A 16483-nucleotide genomic window follows, 5' to 3' on the forward strand; every position below is an offset into this window, starting at 1 on the left:
GCGCGCCGCTTTGCCCGATTAGGAATGGTCAAACGCAAGGTTGCGCGGAGGGGGTTCGAGATGAAATGGATGGCAGTTGTCATTGCCGGTAGCGCCCTCCTGGCCCAAGGTGGCCTTGCGACGGCAAAGGAGAGTGCGCTGCCACCACGGGAGTGCGCCGCCAAGGCACAGGCGGCGGCGATGAAACTCCGGGATATGGCCTCTGCGATCGAAGCGGAGGCTGCTTATGCCGAGCGGCACGGCGGGGCGTTTTCGCCCGAGCTCACCCAGGAATTCGTTCAATGGTATCGCGCGCAGAGCGCGAAAGCCGGAAGCGAATTGCCGGATCTGGGAAAGACGGATCTCACAGTTGATGAGGCTCGGGCGCGGCAAGCGGCGGTTGACCGCTTTCAGCGGGAGAGAAGCGACCGCCAAAATGCCATGGTTGCCGCGATCCATCGCGAGGCTGCGAGGGGATGTCCGGTGCTTGATCGCCCCGCGTCAAGATAGCAGGGATCGTGGACCAAGCGGCCGATCTCAGTGCTGCAGCTCGTGTTCAGGCCCCGCTTTGCGTCTTCGCAGGGTCAACCCAGGCGAGTGCCTCGGCGCGCTGATCGGGCTCGAACACGCGGTAGCTGATGAACGGGAGAATTGCGCTTTCAAGGCGGCTGGCCAAGCGAATCCAGGCCTGATCTGCAACGATGGCAACGCGTCCGAAGCGGTTGAGCTTCCCGAAGAGGGGCATTGCCCGGGCGGTGTAAGCGGGCAAGCCCGACAATTCGATGCCGTCGATCGTCCGCGTCTCAACGAACATATGCACCTTTTCGTGTCGCGCCATCGCGCTGTCCAATCGGGTCATGATCGCGTCAAGATCCGAGCCGGTGATCTTGCCTGAGACTGCGAGGGCGAGCACGTCGTCCGAACTGTCGATAAACTCGTGCATTCTGATCTCCTGCCAGCACCATCCTACGAAATTTCTCGACCGAAGCTACCCTGATTCCGGTCCGGTCAGAAATGGGAGATAGTCGATGTAGCAGGCCCGCTTGCATTCGAGAGATGTGCGAGCAAGGGCGGGAAGGCCATGCCCTCCCGCCCAGGAGGTCAGTAATCCATCGCCGGCATCGGCGCGGCCTTATCTTCCTTTGGAAGCTCGGCCACGAGCGCCTCGGTAGTGATGAGCAGCGAGGCGACCGAGGCGGCGTCCTGGAGGGCGGTACGCACGACCTTGGCCGGATCGATGACGCCCGACTTCACCAGGTCTTCATATTCGCCGGTGGCGGCGTTGAAGCCCCAGTTGTAGTCGCTGCTTTCCAGAAGCTTGCCCACGATGAAGGCGCCGTCCTCGCCCGCATTGTCGGCGATCTGCCGCGCCGGCGAGCGCAGAGCCCGCCTGACGATGTCGATGCCGGACTGCTGGTCGTCGTTGGCCGCCTTGAGACCGTCGAGTGCCTTCAGCGCGCGGAGCAGAGCGATGCCGCCGCCCGGCAGGATGCCTTCCTCGACCGCGGCGCGAGTGGCGTGGAGCGCGTCATCGACACGATCCTTCTTTTCCTTGACCTCGACTTCGGTCGCACCGCCGACGCGAATGACCGCGACGCCGCCTGCTAGCTTGGCTACGCGCTCCTGCAGCTTTTCGCGGTCATAGTCGCTGGTCGTGGTCTCGATCTGAGCACGGATCTGCGCGACCCGGGCATCGATGTCCGAGCGTGCGCCTGCGCCATCGACGACGGTGGTGTTGTCCTTGTCGATGATGATCTTCTTGGCGCGGCCGAGCATCCCCAGCGTTACGTTTTCCAGCTTCGTGCCGAGTTCCTCGCTGACCACATTGCCGGCGGTGAGGATTGCGATATCCTCGAGCATCGCTTTGCGGCGATCGCCGAAGCCAGGCGCCTTGACGGCCGCGACCTTGAGCCCACCGCGGAGCTTGTTGACGACGAGCGTGGCCAGCGCCTCGCCTTCGACGTCCTCGGCGATAATGAGAAGCGGCCGGCCCGACTGAACCACCTGCTCCAGCAGCGGAATGAGGGCCTGCAGGTTGGACAGCTTCTTCTCGTGGATGAGAATATAGGGGTCCTCGAGCTCGACCTTGAGCTTCTCGGCGTTGGTCACGAAATAGGGCGAGAGATAGCCGCGATCGAACTGCATGCCCTCGACCGTTTCGAGCTCGGTCGCGAGGCTCTTCGCCTCCTCGACTGTGATGACGCCCTCATTGCCGACCTTCTCCATGGCTTCAGCGAGAATGCGGCCGACTTCAGCATCGCCATTGGCCGATATGGTGGCGACCTGGGCGATCTCGCTGTTGGCGCTGACCTTCTTGGCATGCGCAGCGAGATCCTGGACCACGGCGCCGACCGCCAGATCGATGCCGCGCTTCAGGTCCATCGGGTTCATGCCGGCGGCCACCGCCTTCGAGCCCTCGCGCACGATCGACTGGGCGAGCACAGTGGCCGTGGTGGTTCCGTCACCCGCCTTGTCGTTCTGCTTCGAGGCCACTTCGCGCAGCATCTGCGCGCCCATGTTCTCGAACTTGTCCTTGAGCTCGATCTCCTTGGCGACGGTGACGCCGTCCTTGGTAATGCGCGGAGCGCCGAAGCTCTTCTCGATCACGACATTGCGGCCCTTGGGACCGAGCGTGACCTTTACTGCATTCGCAAGCGTATCCACGCCGCGCAGCATGCGATCACGCGCGTCCGACGCAAATTTCACTTCCTTGGCAGCCATCTTGGCTTAACTCCTTTCCTTGTTCCTTCCTGAATGCTTGAGGAATGGCGGTCCTGCTAGGCCGCCTGCTTGAGCGGGACGACATTGTCGATCACGCCGAGGATGTCGCTTTCCTTCATGATGAGCAGGTCCTCGCCGTCGATCTTGACCTCGGTCCCCGACCATTTGCCGAAAAGGACCCGGTCGCCGGCTTTCACGGCGAGTTCGATGAGATTGCCGTTGTCATCGCGCGCGCCGGGACCGACGGCGACGACTTCGCCTTCCTGCGGCTTTTCCTTGGCGGTGTCGGGGATGATGATGCCGCCCGAGGTTTTTTCCTCGGCTTCAATGCGGCGGACGACCACACGGTCGTGCAAGGGGCGGAAATGCATGCATAACCTCCGGATGCAAAACAATATGTGATGGCCCTCTCGTTCATCTGAACGACAGGCTTTCCGAAGCTAGGAAAGGAGATTTTTCCGTTCAAGGGGTGCAACGAAAAATATTGGCACTCTGCGCGAGTGAGTGCCAATTGCCCTGATTTCAGTGCCTTGGTCATCGCGAATGCCCTCTTGACGCGACTCACGCGCGCACCAAGATTTGCAGCGGTGGACGTGGCGCCACGAACAACAATGGAGCGACGAGAAGGAAAGGAGGCACAGCAATGTCGCAACCATTTTCCCGTTTTCTTCATCCCTTTGAAGTTGCCCGGCATCCGAGCCTGGAACCGGAAGTGAAGCGCGCAATTCTGGCGTCCTGGGCGTCCGACAGGTCCGCGGTCAGAAACCAGCCTGGCTTGCGCAAGCCCCCTGGAGCAAGGCGTCCCATCCCAGTCGACGAAATTCTTGCGGCGATGCACACGCTTGATCAGGGCCATGAGCGGCCGCAGCCGTCGCCGTGATCGACCGGGGATTTATTGCGCAGCTGCGCGGCTATGGCCTGACGACTGCGGAAATCCACTATTATCGTCCGGACGCGCCTTCGCTTCTCCAGCTATTCGTCTGGCAGGAATATGATCTCGCTCCAGACTTTCCCGTGCTGTTCGATTTTCTCGACCACTGGCGTCGCGAGATCGAGGCGGCGCTCCATTCTGTGCGCATAGCCCATGAAGGGCTGATACGCCCTACGGAATGGAACGCCGTCGACGGCGTGATTTCGATTCAGTGAATCAAGGGGTGTTCAAGCGGATGCGACGCGGCCGCAAGGATGGTGCGCGCGTGCGCCTGCCGTTCGACGATATCATGGAGTTCGCGATCGCGTTGCTATCCATCAGTCCGCAGGAGCTCGAGGCGCTGCGCTGGACTTTTGCCGATCGTAAGCGGCTGCTCGATCATCTGCTTGCATCGGGCCGAGCCGCACAGGGTGTCGATCCCGAACGGTTGGGCATGCTACCGATCGAGATTAGCATTCCCAGAGACGATCTGACGAAGATGCAGCAATTCGCCGTTCGCGAACTTCCAAAGGCCGCGAGCAAAGCAGCAGTGATCGACCGTGTTCTCACCGCCCTCGACCTGGCAGCGCACCGCCAGGACCGTGAAGCCAGGTGACGGTCTGGTAACCAGACCCGTTTCCGCCCGCTAATCGAGAAATTGGCTCATGGTGCTTCCTGAAATTCCGGGGCAGGAGCTTCGGAGCGCCGGTGGCCGGGAGCAGAGCGCCCCCGGCCTATCTCATGACGCCGCACCGCCATTGATCGGAATTCGGCGCACACTCTCGTCGGGCTTATCGGAGCGTGGCACTGTCACAGTCAGGACGCCGTTCTTGAACGTTGCGCTCGCCCTGTCGTGTTCGACACCGTTCGGAAGGCTGATCCGACGTTCGAAGCGGCCATAGCTTCGTTCAGAATAGCCGCGGTCCTTGTCCTCGACCTCGGCCTTCTTCTCGCCGCGAAGAGTGAGCGCGCCGTCCTCGACCAGCACCTCCACATTCTTCTCATCCAGGCCGGGAAGTTCGGCCGTTACACGGATTTCCTTGTCCGTCTCGCCGAGCTCTAGGTGAGGCCAGCCGGCGCGCCGATCAAACCCGGCAAAGGCGGGCATGTTGAAGCCACGCAAGACGTCGTCGAAGAGACGGTTCACCTCGCGGTGAAGCGATTGCAGCGGATGAGTGTCCCGGTCCTGTTCGGCGCTGACCGAGACAGGCAGCCGGTTTTCCTGCCGGCTCCAGGGAATGAGATCACGAAAAGCCATGATAAGCATCTCCTTTCTGGCTGGATCCTGTCGATACCTGCCGGCACCTGCCGGCCGCCGCTGGCGGGAGGGACGAAAGCGGCGCCGGCAGGCCGGCGGCGGGATCAGGCAACTTCGCTCGCCTTCTCCTTCGCCTCGCCGATTTGGCGACCGTCCGGGGCTCCGCCGCCGATTTCGATTCGGCGCGGCTTCATTGCTTCAGGAACGACACGCCGGAGTTCGATCGAGAGCAGTCCATGTTCGAAGCTCGCCGCTCCGACCTCGATGAAGTCGGCAAGCTGGAAGCGTCGCTCGAACGATCGAGACGCGATGCCTCGGTGGAGATACTCTCCCTTGTCCGCATCATCGGCGCGCTTGCCGGTCACGGTGAGCTGGTTCTGCTGCGCCACGATCTCGATGTCGTCGGGTCTGAACCCTGCGATCGCCAAGGTGATGCGGAAGCTGTCATCGCCAAGCTTCACAATATCGAAGAGCGGATAGCCGTCGTCCTCGCGTGCTCCCGCCTCAAGCAGGTTGAAAAGACGGTCAAAGCCGACCGTTGATCGCCTGTACGGCGTAAAGTCGAAGTTGGTTCTCATTTCCAAATCCTCCAACGAAGCAATTTGGGCATGAGAAGCGTCGGTATGCGAGAGCCGACGCCCTCTATGTCCATCCGGACCCGGATGGCGTCCGGTATTGCAGAGCTAGTGAGGCCAAAGTTCGATTCAAGAGCCTGATCGCACGTTGGCGGTACCTCTGATCGAACCGCGCTGGCTTCCACGAAAAAGCGGATATTGAACCCGCTGCAGGCGGAGACGGAACCGCATCGCGATGGGGTAGCGAGGATAGTGACGCGAGCCTGCCTCTCGCGATGGGCCTGGTTATGCAATTGCGGGGATTGTTCGACCGTCAGCTATTACCGTTTGCGCGAGCCAAGCGATGAAGCTGCCGTCCCTCCAGTTCCGGTGCGTTACCACGAACCCGGGAGATGTACGCTCGGCCTGGCACCGCGTGGCCTCACGCGTCGCATCGATCGCCAGCCGCATGCGCCGGCCACCTACCGCGTTCGAGATGACCAATTCAATCAGGGTTCGTTCGTCGTCTGCACCCGGTCGGACGCGGTGGATCGCACATTCGACGCCGTGGGCATCCAGCGCCGCTTGAAGATGCTCGAGAGCGCGGAGCACATCCCGATCGAGTTCCGAACGAACGAGGATGAACCGTCGAGCATGGAAGATCGGGGCTGCGTACGCTTCGATCGCTGCGGCGCGACCGTCCGGCTCGCCTTCGAAGGCAACGAGCGCGAGGTAAGGACCCTCGATGTCGCTTTCGGTGCCGATCGTTCCTGTCACACGCAGCGGCGACATATTGGGGCCATAGAGCAATGGCGGCCGGACATCGGTGGCATAGAGGACGGCGAAACCGTGTATGGAATGCCCGTTGCGTGCGGTGCGCAGAAGGGAGGCGGCGGCCTCGCCATTATGTAGAGCGACCGGGTGCGTCCAGAAGTGTTCGGCAAGGCCCACGCCGGGAGCCACTTCGAAGCCGGCAGCGGCCGTCTTCAACGCTCCGAACAGGTCAACGATAGAGGGCTGATCGGGTGCGCGGGCGGGGGCTGGAATTTCATTGCAGCCCGCAGCGTCGATGAGTTCCTCCAGCAGGTTCGCCATGGAGTGGCGCGAGGATGCGGCCGCATGCCCGGGCAGCGGCGGCAGGTCGAGATCCGTTGTGAGCCGGAACAATGGGCGAGCGACCGGCGCGGCTATGGAGGCAGCGGAGGAGCGAAACTGGTCCAGATCCATCGCCACGCTCTAGCACAGCTTCATCCGCGCGTGAGAGAGGGAAGCGCCGAACAATGACAACTACGTCACTTTACCTTGCCCAGCGGTAAAGTGACACTGGTGGCAAAATCGCCAAATGACCGTCTTTGTGAGTAATTGGGGGATTCACATGAGTCTAACTTTGTGCTTGATTCGTTCCATGTTTCAGCAGGACCTTTTCGCACCTCCGCCCGCCCGCCGGACAATCGGAATACCCGATATCGTCCGCACGATCGCCGAACATTCAGCGCGTCCGCGCTACACCTTCATGGTGCTCGACCTTATTTCGCGGGTCGCCCGGGCGAATGGGCAGGCCGGGCCGCTCGTGCGCGATGGCGAGGCTCTGGTACCGATCCGTGAATGGCTGGCGACCGCGATCGCGCCGAGCGGGGCGCGGTACCATCAGCGTCGCGCGACCGCCGGCAAGGTGCGGGCGGCGCTCGCCGCGAAGGGCGAGCTGCCGGCCGACACGGCTGAAGCTGAACGGATCGTGGAAGCGCAAGTCAGCGAGCGCATTCGGGATACGGGCATGACGGCGATCAGCCGGGCCGTGTCCGAGCTGGTGCGGGCGGGTCTTATCGAACGCCACTATCAGGGTTTCCTGGTGGATCATGAGAACCGCGGGGCGCAGCGACATGCGGTCTATACGATAACGCCCGCCGTCCGGGCCGCGCTGCATCCCAACGTCGCCACGAGTGAGCATCAGCGAGACTTCTACATTCGCGGAATGCACGGCCAGCCTCGCGCGGCGGTGTCATGATAGCGCTGGAGGTTTGCCGCTCAAGCGTGACCAGAAGTCGACGTCAGTTTTTCCAGTTTGGCGAGGAAAAAGCGCTCACTCCACAGATCAAGCGACCTGAGTTCGGCCGGCCGCAGGAAACGCCGCACGTCGTCAGCGGCGGCCTTCCAGTCGATCTTCGCAATCGTGCTGCCCAGCGCTTCGTTCAGCCAGGGCATGTCGACGGCGATGTGATTATCTCCCGCCCAGGGACCGGCCTGGATGAGGGCATTGCGCAGGAGGGCCAGATTGAGCGTTACTCCCTTGGCGACATACCAGGAGAAATCGAACCAGTCCCGACCCTTGAGGAAACCCCGGCATAGCAAGGCATGAATCTTGAGAGCGAAATTGGACGGCAGATCCTGGTGCCGAACTTCGTGGTCCGCTGGAAAATCGAGATAGCTGGACGCCTCGCCCGAACCCGCAGGTGGGTTGACGTCGATCTCTAGCTTGATCCGGATCGTCTTTGGCTTACCAGCGCCCGCAAAAGACAGGTCGAGTTGGCTCGCGATGGAATCGTTCTTGATCAGCGCCTGGCGGATAGCCGTGTCCATCTTCGCCCTGGGCAGAGCATCGAGCTTCAGCCCGAACTGGCCGAACACCTCGATCAGGGTCTTGAGATAAGGCGTCCAGTCGAAGTCTGGGTCGGCCTGGCGCAGCAGGAAGTCGAGATCTTCCGAGAAGCGCGGTAGGCTGTTCAGGATGCGCAGGGACGTGCCGCCCTGGAATAGCGCGACGTCGAAGAAGTCGCCGCGCCAAAGGGCATAGAGCGCGATTTCCTGGAGGATTTCCTTGACCGCATTCTCTTCCTCTAGCGCATTGGCGGGATCGTAGCGGCGCAGTTTCTCCTGGATGATGTCAATCATGTGCTGAGCGGACCTTCCTGGCCATGACAGTGCTTTCGAGCGCGGCGAGGAAGCTGTTCACGGCCTTGTGCTTGTAGACCGGTTTCAGCTTGGCGAAATCCTTCCGTCGGAGCCCGAGGAGCATGTCCTCGTCGATCCGCATGCCATGGGTCAGCCACTCGATGCCCGCCCACTGCTGCTTGCGCAGGGCAACGAGGTCCAACAAGGCCCGCAGCGGCTGTGCGACGAAGGCGATGAGCTTGCCCATCTGCACGCGATCGACGCCGGCCAGGAACTGATAATCCGCGATAGCGAGCGGATGAAAGCTGAACGTGCCGAAGTCTGTCGTTTCAAAGCGGAGCGTTTTGCGGCCAGGCGTCACTCCCGCGGTCACAAAGACCGCTTCGGGGATCCAGCCATGATGGGCGAGCGCGCTTTCGAAAGAGACATAGCTACCCGGCATCAGACCTTGCGCAATGGCGAAGGGATGGATGGTTTCGGCCCGATAGCGCTTAGCCAGCAGGTAGGTGCCGCGCTTCACGCGGAGCAGGGAACCATCCTTGAGCGCCCGATTGACCAGGCCGTAGCGCCGGGCGTCTCCGCCGCCCAGCAGATTGCCGAGCTGGCGTTCGCTGAGGATATGATCGGCCAGACCCGCTGCCGTGATCTGTTGCGCCAGGGAGGACATGAAATTCCCGATACTTCCAATGTATGAAAGTTTCCAGAATTTTCTGACGAAGGGCGGGAAGCAGCGGAGGCACCCAGCATTGCTTAGTCTGCCCTTGATCCTGTCCAGAATATCAAACAGGAGGTTATCGCCATGAGCAAGCCTGTTACGCTCAATGTTCGGATCAGGGGCGCACTAGGCGATTTCGTCATGGCACATGTCGGCGCCGAAGGCTCCTACGAAAATGTCAGCGAATATGTCCGCGACCTCATCCGCCGGGACAAGGAACGGCTCAAGCCGAGCAGTTTGGTCGCCTCAAGGCAGAGCTTACGCAGGCATTCAATGCGCCGGAGGGCGGCTGGGCGAAATTTATGCCTGTACGCGACCGCTGGGGCGAGGCCCAAGGCGGATGCCTACATTCGCGGCCTCTTCGACTGCTTCGATCGGATCGCTAGGCGCGAAACGCGATGGCGCGCCATTCCGGCAGAATTCGGGGTCGAGGGCTTTTTCGGCCGCCATGAGCATCACTATGTCTTTTGGCGTTTCTGTCGGATGGATCCGTCGGGCATCGTGACCGTCCTGCACGCGCGTCGATATCGCGCTCTGATCAGCATTATCGGAAAAGCTTGTAAAACAGCCCCAAAAACCGCCCTCCCCGCGCGATCTGTCACTTACCATAATTGATCGTTATGGTAAGAACAAGTGCGCGGAAACAGCAGGGAAGGGCCAAAATGACGATCGCGAAAATGGCAGCGAAATCACGCGGCACAAATGTGCCGCGCCTTGTGCCGCATGAGCACAATGCCCGGCGCAAGGGCGCGTAGCAACGATGGCCGAAAAACCCGCCAGCCGTTCCGACGCCGAAATCGTGGTGGTCCGGACCAACGATGCCGCGCTGCCGACGCGATCGCCAAACGCGGATCCCGAGACCGTCGACATGCGGCTGCTGCGCACGATCGCCAGCATCGTTCCAGCGGATCTGCCGCCGATCAGCCAACTCGGACTCGAGACGACGCTGGCGGCCATGGCCGACGCGACAAAGGCGGCGATCGCCGCCGATCTCGACTGCTGGAGCGGCTGGTGCGGTGAGGAAGGCCGCTCACCGCTGCCCGCCGATCCCGAAGATCTGGTTCGCTATGTGAATGCGCTCGATGGCAGGGGCAAGAAGCCCGCGACGCTCGCGCGCCGGATCGCTAGCCTCGGCACGGTCCACCGCATGATGGGATTGGCGGGCGAAGCCGCGCCTACCGACGCACCGATGGTGCGCGCGGCGCTCAAGGCCGTCCGCAGGCGCAGAGGAGCCTTGCAGCGCCAGGCAGCGCCATTGCGGCTCGGCAAGGCACTGGACAGCCATGTCACCAAGGGATTCACCCTCGCTGCGCTTCTCGATGCCTGCGGCGGCGACCTGCAGGGGCTGCGCGACGCTGCCCTGCTATCGCTCGGATATGACGCGGGGCTGCGCGTAAGCGAACTCACGGTGGTCGAAGCTGTGCATATCGATCCCCAGCAGGATGGTTCGGCGACGCTGTTCATCCCCTTCTCCAAGACCGACCAGGAAGGCGAAGGCGCCTGGGCATGGCTGTCGGCCGAGACCATGCGGCGGGTCGGCGCCTGGCTGGAAGCGAGCGGTATCGAGGAAGGCCCCCTGTTCCGCAGGGTCGGAGTCGATCGGCGGCGCGTACGCGCCAGCGATTCTGAAACGGCGCTCGCCCGAACGACCTATTCCATCGGAACGGCGCCGCTGACACGCCAGGGCGTCAACGGCATCTACCGACGCGTCGCGCTTGCAGCATTCGAACTGGGATTGGTGAGTCTCCCCGCCAGCGAGTTGACCGCCGCGGTGCAGGCATTGTCCACTCACTCCCTTCGCGTCGGCCTGACCCAGGACCTTTTTGCTGCCGGAGAGGACGGCGCGGGAATAGCCCAGGCGCTGCGCTGGAGCTCGCCCGCTACGGCATTACGCTATGGCCGCAAGCTCGCGGTTCGCAGCAATGTCGCCGCCCGGGTCCTATCGCGCGTGCGCCGCTGACCACACTTACGCGTCCGGAATCACAGAGCTTCGGGGCGCGACAACATCATACGCGTTTTGAGATTGCCATCGGGCCTCCGATGAAGGTCAATGATGTGGCCGGCCCGAGGTGCAAAGATCATGAGTTCAGCGGCTGTCTCGTAGGATGTATTCGACCCGAAATAGCGCACCGGTCCGTGCCACTTCTGACCTTCGATGAGCCGGAGCCGGAATGTGCCCTGCGGCACCGGCACGCGAATCCGGTCATTTTTCGAGACATAGATCGAAATGGCGTGTCGGCCGGTGGTCGGGTCGATGAGCTGCACGACGGCATTGCTGTCCGCCGTCTCGACGGTGAGGAAGCTGCTAACGGGTTCGTGCATCGCCCAACTCGCCACAGTTACCGACCCTGATTCCGGAAATGGCATCGCCGCCTCGCGATCCGGCAGCCAGCCCGCCCGTTGAGCTTCGCCGTAGAGGGGGATCAGAATGAGGAGGAGGCTCAGGGCAAAGGGAATATATCGAACAGGGCTGGAACGCCTGGAGCCCCGCCAGCGTCCGCGTTGATAGTCGAAGCTTCGAATGGCCGGGTCGAACCAGGCGCCCTCCACGCGCCCGGCTCGGTCATTCCAGCGCGTGCTTCCGCTCCGCGCGCGCTGCCGCTCGCGCATATAGTCTCGATCGTCGATGCCCATGCGCGGTTATCCTCCGATTGCCCGAGGGGGCGCGTCGCCGCGGCGCTGAGTGAATTCCATGACCGCCTCCTTCAGCCCCACCCATCCCGCCGGCCTTCGCCATTGTCGCGCAGGTTGCGCCCGTCGAGCGCCGATCGGCGGATGCTGAGCTCCACTTCCCCGCCTTTGCGGGTGATCTGCACATCGCGCGGATCGAGATTGTTGCGCCTGGCATAATCGTCAGCCGCCTTCTCGCTGCCGAACTTGCCGGCCTGCTCAAATTCCCATGCCATCGTTTCGTCTCCTTCCTTTCGCCCCCGGCGCCGCGCCGGCGGCTTCATGCTACAAATCGAGGCCGAGGCTGCGCTCGGGCAGCGGCGGCAATTGTTCCGCCCGGTCGGGCTTCGGTTCGGGCTTCGCTGCCTGGTCCTTTCCGACCGGCGCTGCGGCGCCGGCGTCAGGGAGCGGGGGCAGGTCGTCAGGCAGCGGCGGGAGATCGGACAGGTCGACGCCGTCGATCGGGCCGGGATTGAAATCCTCGCGCGCCTTCGCGCCCTTGGCCATGTTCCCATCTATGTCGAGGCGGCCGACGGTTTCGAGCGAAGAGGTCTTGTTGCCCGGGTTCATGTCGAGCTGCCGTGCCAGCTTCTCCTTGTCGTCAACGATCATCGTCAGGCCGTCGCGCACGCGCGTCACGAGGACATTGAACAGGCGCTGGTTGGACAGGAAACGCTCGAATGAGGACATGACGCCGATCGCCCTGTCGGTTGTGATGCCTTGCGCCATATGCATGTTCAGCGAGTAGGCGAGGTCGAGGCGCGAGAGCATCGGATCGCCCATCGGCAGGGTCAGTTGCTCCTTGCCCGCCGTCTCTACCGTGACGCCGGAGCCGTCGACGCTCACCACCCGGGCGAGGGTGGCGTTGTGAAGCCCGCGGCCCTTGTCGTTCGCGGTCCAGCGGATGCGGTCGCCCTCGTGGATATCGAGCGGCTTTTTCTCGGAGAGCTGGAGCCGGTCCCGCTGCTCTGCCGGCGACAGCTTCTGCGGATCGAAGCGGATCCTGCGCCGTCCGTCTGCGAGGTCGACCTTGCCACTGGCATGGACCTTGAGGACATCGTATCGCCCGGCCTGGATGCCGACATCCTGCGCCCCGCCCCGACCCACCTCGAGGGTCTGGCCGGGGCGATAGGTCGACGCATAGCGCAATTCCTCGCGCGTCGTATTCACTCGATCATAGACTGTGAGCTGGAGCGCCTCGCCCTTGACGCTTCCTTCGGCGATCAATCCGGCTTGAATGCGCTTGTTGATAGTCTCGCGCGCGTCTCTGCCTGATGCGAATACGGCGGTCGCCTCACGCTCTTCCGGTGAAAGGCCGAGCCAACTATCGGCCGCGGCGGCGGCCGGATCCTTCTCTTCCACGATATGCTCGCCGAGCACCTTCATGGCGGCGCCCGCCTTTCCCACGTTCGCGAGTTCGGCGACAACCTTCAGCTTCTGCTGCTCTTCGGTTAGCGGCTGGCCCGGCTTCCCGATGCGGATATTCTGGGTCATCCGCACCATCGTCGCGCCGGCAGCCTGGATCATGGCGAAGGCCTTGCCCCAGTCGATCGAGGAGAGCTGCTGCCTGTCGCCGACGAGGACGAGCTTGTCGACGCCCATCGCCGCGCTGATCTGGTGAAGCTTCAGCATATCGCTTGCCGAGACCATCGAGGTCTCGTCCACGAGGAGCATGGTGCCGGCGAGCCTTTCCCGCGCCGCTTCATAGCGCGGCGTGTTCCGTTCGGCGATGAAGCGCTCGTGGGCGAGGACAAAGGAGGCGATCGTCTGGGCCTGGATGCCGGCGCCCTCGGCGAGATCGCCGACCATTTTGTTCTGGAACGCGAGACCCCGGATCGTACGGCCTTCGGCCTCCGCGACGCGCGAGACCGCCTGCAGCATCGTGGACTTGCCCGTGCCCGCCTTTCCCTGGATCGTGATCGTGCGATCGTCAGAGGAGAGGATCAGGGTCGCGGCGGCAAGCTGCCCGGGATTGAGTGGATGCTCCGCGACTGCCTGAAGGCGCGCGGGCGCGTCGGCAGCAGACAGGACGGGATTTGCGGCGCCATTGCCTTCCTTCACCAGGTCGAGGATCTTCTCCTCGATGCGCAGCGCCTCCTGGGTCGTCACCATCTTGCCGTCGCGGTCCGTGGCATGGGCAGTTCCCATCACGATCTGCCGATTCTGGACGAGCTGATCGATCCGGCGCTCGACGCTTTCGACGGTGACGCCTTTGAGACCGAGATCGAGCGCAGTCTTCGACACCATATGAAGCGGCCAGGCCGCCTCGCGTTCGGACAGGATGCGGACGGCCGATGCGACCGCGAGTTGCGTGCGGGCCTCTTCGGGTGACTTGACCGCGCGCGCGAGCGCATGGTCGACTAACGGGTCGTGTGGGCGAAGGAAATCGCCGAGCCGGCTGCGCGCGAGATCGATGGCATCGACGATCGCGCGATAGCCGCGCTCGAGCGGCCCGACCGCGGTCATCATGCCAGCACGCGCTTCCGCGGCCGCGCGCAGGTCCTTTCCGTCGAAACCGAGCGCAGCGGCCCGCTCGATCCAGCTTTGCCTGAGCGCGCCGCGATCCTCGACGTCGAGCTTGGGATCGCGGGTATTGATCGTGATCTGGTCGCGGCCCTTGTGGGATGTTATGCCGGTTTCGGCCGCCTTGTTGAGAATGTCCTCGCGCCGTTGGCTGAACTCCTCACGCGCGGCCTTTGGCACGCCGACGATCTCGAAGGTTCCGTGCTTGCCGCGAAGCTCTACAGTGTAGCCGATCTTCTCGAGCGCCGTCCGCAGGTAGCTGTGGTAAATCGCGCCGATGATGCTGTTGTGGCTCCAGATCTTGTCGGCGTGAAGGGCTTGCCACTTGCCATCGGGCATCTGCGTCATGTTGCCGATCACAGCGTGAATATGGCCCTGCGGATCGAGCGCCCGGCTGGTATCGTGCTGGAAGAGCGCATAGACGAGATTGCCGGTCTGGACCGGAACCTTGCGGCCGTCGACGTCGCGCCGGCCTTCGGCAAGGTTCTTTTCGACCCAGGCCATCGTCTGCTTGACGGCCGCCATGTTGGCGGAGAGCACGCGCTTGTCGCCGGCGACATAGGCCATCACCGACGCGGACTTCGGCATCGAAAAGGTAAGGTCGAGGCCGTGCCGGCGGTTCTCGACCTGGGCGACCCCTTCCCCGCTCGGCAGGAACCCGTTTAGAATCCCTTCGAAGGCGTCCTTCGACACCTCGCCAGAGAGACCAGCGATGTCGGCCCCTTCCCCTGCCCAGGCGCTGACCTCGGACGAATCCTCGACGGTGTAATAGTCGTCCTTCGCGAAATAATTCGCGGACCCGGCGGCCGAGCGGATCGGGGCGACGGAGAGCATCAGATGCCCATATCGAGATCGTTGTCGTCACGGCCGGCCGAGAAGTCCTGACGCAGTTCGGCGAGCGTCTGATCCTCGACCTGGGGCGTCCCCTGACCCTGCCGATGGCCATCGCTCCGATCGTCGCGATCCCGCGCCGCAACAGCCTGCTCGTCTGATCGGGCCGGTGCCGCGGGCGCCTTTTCGGCGCTTTCACCCTTTACCGATCCCTGATCACCGCGGTCGTCCGTGCCCTGCGCCGCCCGTGCCGCCGCGTTCCCCTCTTCTTCTGCTTCCGCCGACAATATCCCGGCGGCCAAATCCCGCGCGAGATTGGGAGATTCCAGAATCTCGTCGATCACCAGCAACGAGCCGTCCCGCCCGCCGGCTTCCCCTGCCCCATCCTCCTCGAACGCCCCTTCTCCGCGCCTTGATCGAACGGGTTGAACATTGGCGCGAGGCATGAAGCCCTCGGCGACAACGGGGTATCGTTTCCATTCGAGCTTGATCCGTCCTGCGGGGAATCCGTCCGGATATTTGACATATCCGTGAAGCGCCGGAAGGTTGGTGATGTCGTCGGGAAGGACAAGCGGTTCGACCTGCTTTCGCGGAGTCAGCGTCGAAGCGTCGCGCGTGTTGTTATAGCCGTAAGAATAGGCCTCATCCATCTGGCGAACCTCACGGTTTCCGATGTAGAGGGAGCATTCTTCGGCGGTCTTATATTCGCCGGTGGCGAGGATCAGCTTGGTGCGTGCTAGCGAAGCAAGATTTCGAGCGCCTTCTTCGCCGTAGACCTCGACGAGCTTCGGAAAGCTGTGGAGGCCGAGGAGCATTGCTCCGCCAAAATTGCGTGCGGTCTGAAGTCCCTTCTCGATGGCCGGCAGACGGTGGAGCGCGGCGAGTTCGTCGAACACGAACCAGGTGCGCAGACTGTTCGTCCGCGGCATCGACATGAGGCTCGTGATGGACAGGTTCGTCCAGAGCGTCAGGAGCGGACGGTTCAGCTCCAGGTCCTCATAATCGGAGGTGATGAAGAGGATGGCGCCGGGCCTTTTGTCGGCCGTCATCCACCTGCGAATGGAGTAAGGCTCGCCCTCGTCGGGGAGGAACCGCAGGACCTGCGCATTGGTATTGAAGACAGCCCGGATCGATTCCGCCATCCGTGCAGCTTCCGGGGCGGTCAGCGGGTCCGCGATTGTGTTGGCCAGATAGCGGTGCACGCGCTTCAGGTCGGCCGTCATCAGATTGTCGGAGAGAGCGAGATTGGTCGTTTGGCCGCGCTCGCGGAGCTTGATGCACATTTCGATTGTCAAACGGCGTTCAAAAGGGACCCCCGATCGGCGTCGAAGAGGGACCCCCTTTTTCGGATATGATGTTGGTTTGTTGAAGATGGCCTTGCGCTGCGTGCGGCGGAGGGCGGGCGTAGCCCGACCGGAGGCGCGCGCAGCGCA

17 protein-coding genes and 2 pseudogenes are annotated in these 16483 nt (G+C 62.8%); 7 read left to right on the forward strand and 12 right to left on the reverse strand.

Going from position 1 to position 16483, the window contains the following annotated elements; translation table 11 throughout:
* Positions 1-24: 24 nt before the first annotated feature.
* Positions 25-489 (forward strand): hypothetical protein, encoded by a 465-nt coding sequence (locus SCLO_RS21190; RefSeq protein ID WP_020818489.1) that lies wholly within the window; start codon positions 25-27, stop codon positions 487-489.
* Between the two features lie 46 nt (positions 490-535).
* Here SCLO_RS21190 and SCLO_RS21195 read toward each other — a convergent pair whose 3' ends face one another.
* The 3 genes from SCLO_RS21195 to groES all read right to left on the reverse strand — a co-directional run bounded on the left by SCLO_RS21195 (position 536) and on the right by groES (position 3071).
* A complete protein-coding gene (locus tag SCLO_RS21195) occupies positions 536-922 on the reverse strand; it encodes a SpoIIAA family protein (protein ID WP_020818488.1) in 387 nt (128 codons plus the stop codon).
* Positions 923-1080: 158 nt separating this feature from the next.
* Positions 1081-2700 carry a chaperonin GroEL gene (gene groL / locus SCLO_RS21200; protein ID WP_020818487.1) on the reverse strand — a complete coding sequence of 540 codons (1620 nt, stop codon included), beginning with the start codon at positions 2698-2700 and terminating at the stop codon, positions 1081-1083.
* Positions 2701-2756: 56 nt separating this feature from the next.
* Positions 2757-3071, reverse strand: coding sequence for a co-chaperone GroES (groES, locus tag SCLO_RS21205; RefSeq protein ID WP_037485676.1), 315 nt, complete (start codon positions 3069-3071; stop codon positions 2757-2759).
* Between the two features lie 272 nt (positions 3072-3343).
* On the opposite strand from groES, the gene SCLO_RS24075 reads away from it, so the two are divergent.
* From SCLO_RS24075 to SCLO_RS21220, 3 genes are read left to right on the forward strand one after another with little or no spacing between them, the layout of a single operon-like run.
* Positions 3344-3580 (forward strand): hypothetical protein, encoded by a 237-nt coding sequence (locus SCLO_RS24075; RefSeq protein WP_021224284.1) that lies wholly within the window; start codon positions 3344-3346, stop codon positions 3578-3580.
* Complete coding sequence (locus SCLO_RS21215; protein WP_020818485.1) at positions 3577-3846, forward strand: usg protein; 270 nt, start codon at positions 3577-3579, stop codon at positions 3844-3846. The genes SCLO_RS24075 and SCLO_RS21215 overlap by 4 nt, the downstream gene beginning before the upstream one ends.
* A gap of 8 nt (positions 3847-3854) precedes the next feature.
* Positions 3855-4226, forward strand: a complete 372-nt coding sequence (locus tag SCLO_RS21220; protein ID WP_223308157.1) for a hypothetical protein — start codon at positions 3855-3857, stop codon at positions 4224-4226.
* Positions 4227-4349: 123 nt separating this feature from the next.
* On the opposite strand, the gene SCLO_RS21225 is transcribed toward SCLO_RS21220, so the two are convergent.
* The 3 genes from SCLO_RS21225 to SCLO_RS21235 all read right to left on the reverse strand — a co-directional run bounded on the left by SCLO_RS21225 (position 4350) and on the right by SCLO_RS21235 (position 6655).
* On the reverse strand, positions 4350-4868 hold the full coding sequence (locus tag SCLO_RS21225) for an Hsp20/alpha crystallin family protein (protein WP_025160432.1): 519 nt from the start codon (positions 4866-4868) through the stop codon (positions 4350-4352).
* 104 nt (positions 4869-4972) lie between these two features.
* Complete coding sequence (locus SCLO_RS21230; protein ID WP_020818482.1) at positions 4973-5446, reverse strand: Hsp20 family protein; 474 nt, start codon at positions 5444-5446, stop codon at positions 4973-4975.
* A gap of 282 nt (positions 5447-5728) precedes the next feature.
* Positions 5729-6655 (reverse strand): hypothetical protein, encoded by a 927-nt coding sequence (locus SCLO_RS21235; RefSeq protein WP_021223061.1) that lies wholly within the window; start codon positions 6653-6655, stop codon positions 5729-5731.
* Between the two features lie 172 nt (positions 6656-6827).
* Here SCLO_RS21235 and SCLO_RS21240 point away from each other — a divergent pair, with 172 nt between their 5' ends.
* Positions 6828-7427, forward strand: a complete 600-nt coding sequence (locus SCLO_RS21240; RefSeq protein WP_020818480.1) for a hypothetical protein — start codon at positions 6828-6830, stop codon at positions 7425-7427.
* A gap of 20 nt (positions 7428-7447) precedes the next feature.
* Here the strand turns inward: SCLO_RS21240 and SCLO_RS21245 are convergent, their stop codons facing one another.
* Together SCLO_RS21245 and SCLO_RS21250 are read right to left on the reverse strand one after the other, a co-directional pair.
* On the reverse strand, positions 7448-8311 hold the full coding sequence (locus SCLO_RS21245; protein ID WP_020818479.1) for a nucleotidyl transferase AbiEii/AbiGii toxin family protein: 864 nt from the start codon (positions 8309-8311) through the stop codon (positions 7448-7450).
* Positions 8304-8978 carry a type IV toxin-antitoxin system AbiEi family antitoxin domain-containing protein gene (locus SCLO_RS21250; protein WP_020818478.1) on the reverse strand — a complete coding sequence of 225 codons (675 nt, stop codon included), beginning with the start codon at positions 8976-8978 and terminating at the stop codon, positions 8304-8306. The genes SCLO_RS21245 and SCLO_RS21250 overlap by 8 nt, the downstream gene beginning before the upstream one ends.
* A 132-nt stretch (positions 8979-9110) precedes the next feature.
* Between SCLO_RS21250 and SCLO_RS21255 the strand changes: the two are divergent.
* Together SCLO_RS21255 and SCLO_RS21265 are read left to right on the forward strand one after the other, a co-directional pair.
* A pseudogene (locus tag SCLO_RS21255) lies at positions 9111-9412 on the forward strand (ribbon-helix-helix domain-containing protein).
* A gap of 374 nt (positions 9413-9786) precedes the next feature.
* Positions 9787-10986 carry a tyrosine-type recombinase/integrase gene (locus SCLO_RS21265; RefSeq protein WP_020818477.1) on the forward strand — a complete coding sequence of 400 codons (1200 nt, stop codon included), beginning with the start codon at positions 9787-9789 and terminating at the stop codon, positions 10984-10986.
* Between the two features lie 20 nt (positions 10987-11006).
* On the opposite strand, the gene SCLO_RS21270 is transcribed toward SCLO_RS21265, so the two are convergent.
* The 4 genes and pseudogenes from SCLO_RS21270 to SCLO_RS21285 form a co-directional block, all read right to left on the reverse strand.
* Positions 11007-11660 carry a hypothetical protein gene (locus SCLO_RS21270; protein ID WP_020818476.1) on the reverse strand — a complete coding sequence of 218 codons (654 nt, stop codon included), beginning with the start codon at positions 11658-11660 and terminating at the stop codon, positions 11007-11009.
* A gap of 71 nt (positions 11661-11731) precedes the next feature.
* Positions 11732-11932, reverse strand: a complete 201-nt coding sequence (locus tag SCLO_RS21275; RefSeq protein WP_020818475.1) for a hypothetical protein — start codon at positions 11930-11932, stop codon at positions 11732-11734.
* Between the two features lie 49 nt (positions 11933-11981).
* The gene (mobF, locus tag SCLO_RS21280) at positions 11982-15053 is read right to left on the reverse strand and encodes a MobF family relaxase (protein WP_020818474.1); all 3072 of its coding nucleotides are present in this window, start codon (positions 15051-15053) and stop codon (positions 11982-11984) included.
* Positions 15053-16387 (reverse strand): annotated as a pseudogene (locus SCLO_RS21285) (type IV secretion system DNA-binding domain-containing protein); the annotation flags it as partial. The gene mobF and the pseudogene SCLO_RS21285, both read right to left, overlap by 1 nt.
* Positions 16388-16483: the final 96 nt, after the last annotated feature.

The sequence above is a fragment of the Sphingobium cloacae genome (assembly GCF_002355855.1).
Classification (GTDB): domain Bacteria; phylum Pseudomonadota; class Alphaproteobacteria; order Sphingomonadales; family Sphingomonadaceae; genus Sphingobium; species Sphingobium cloacae.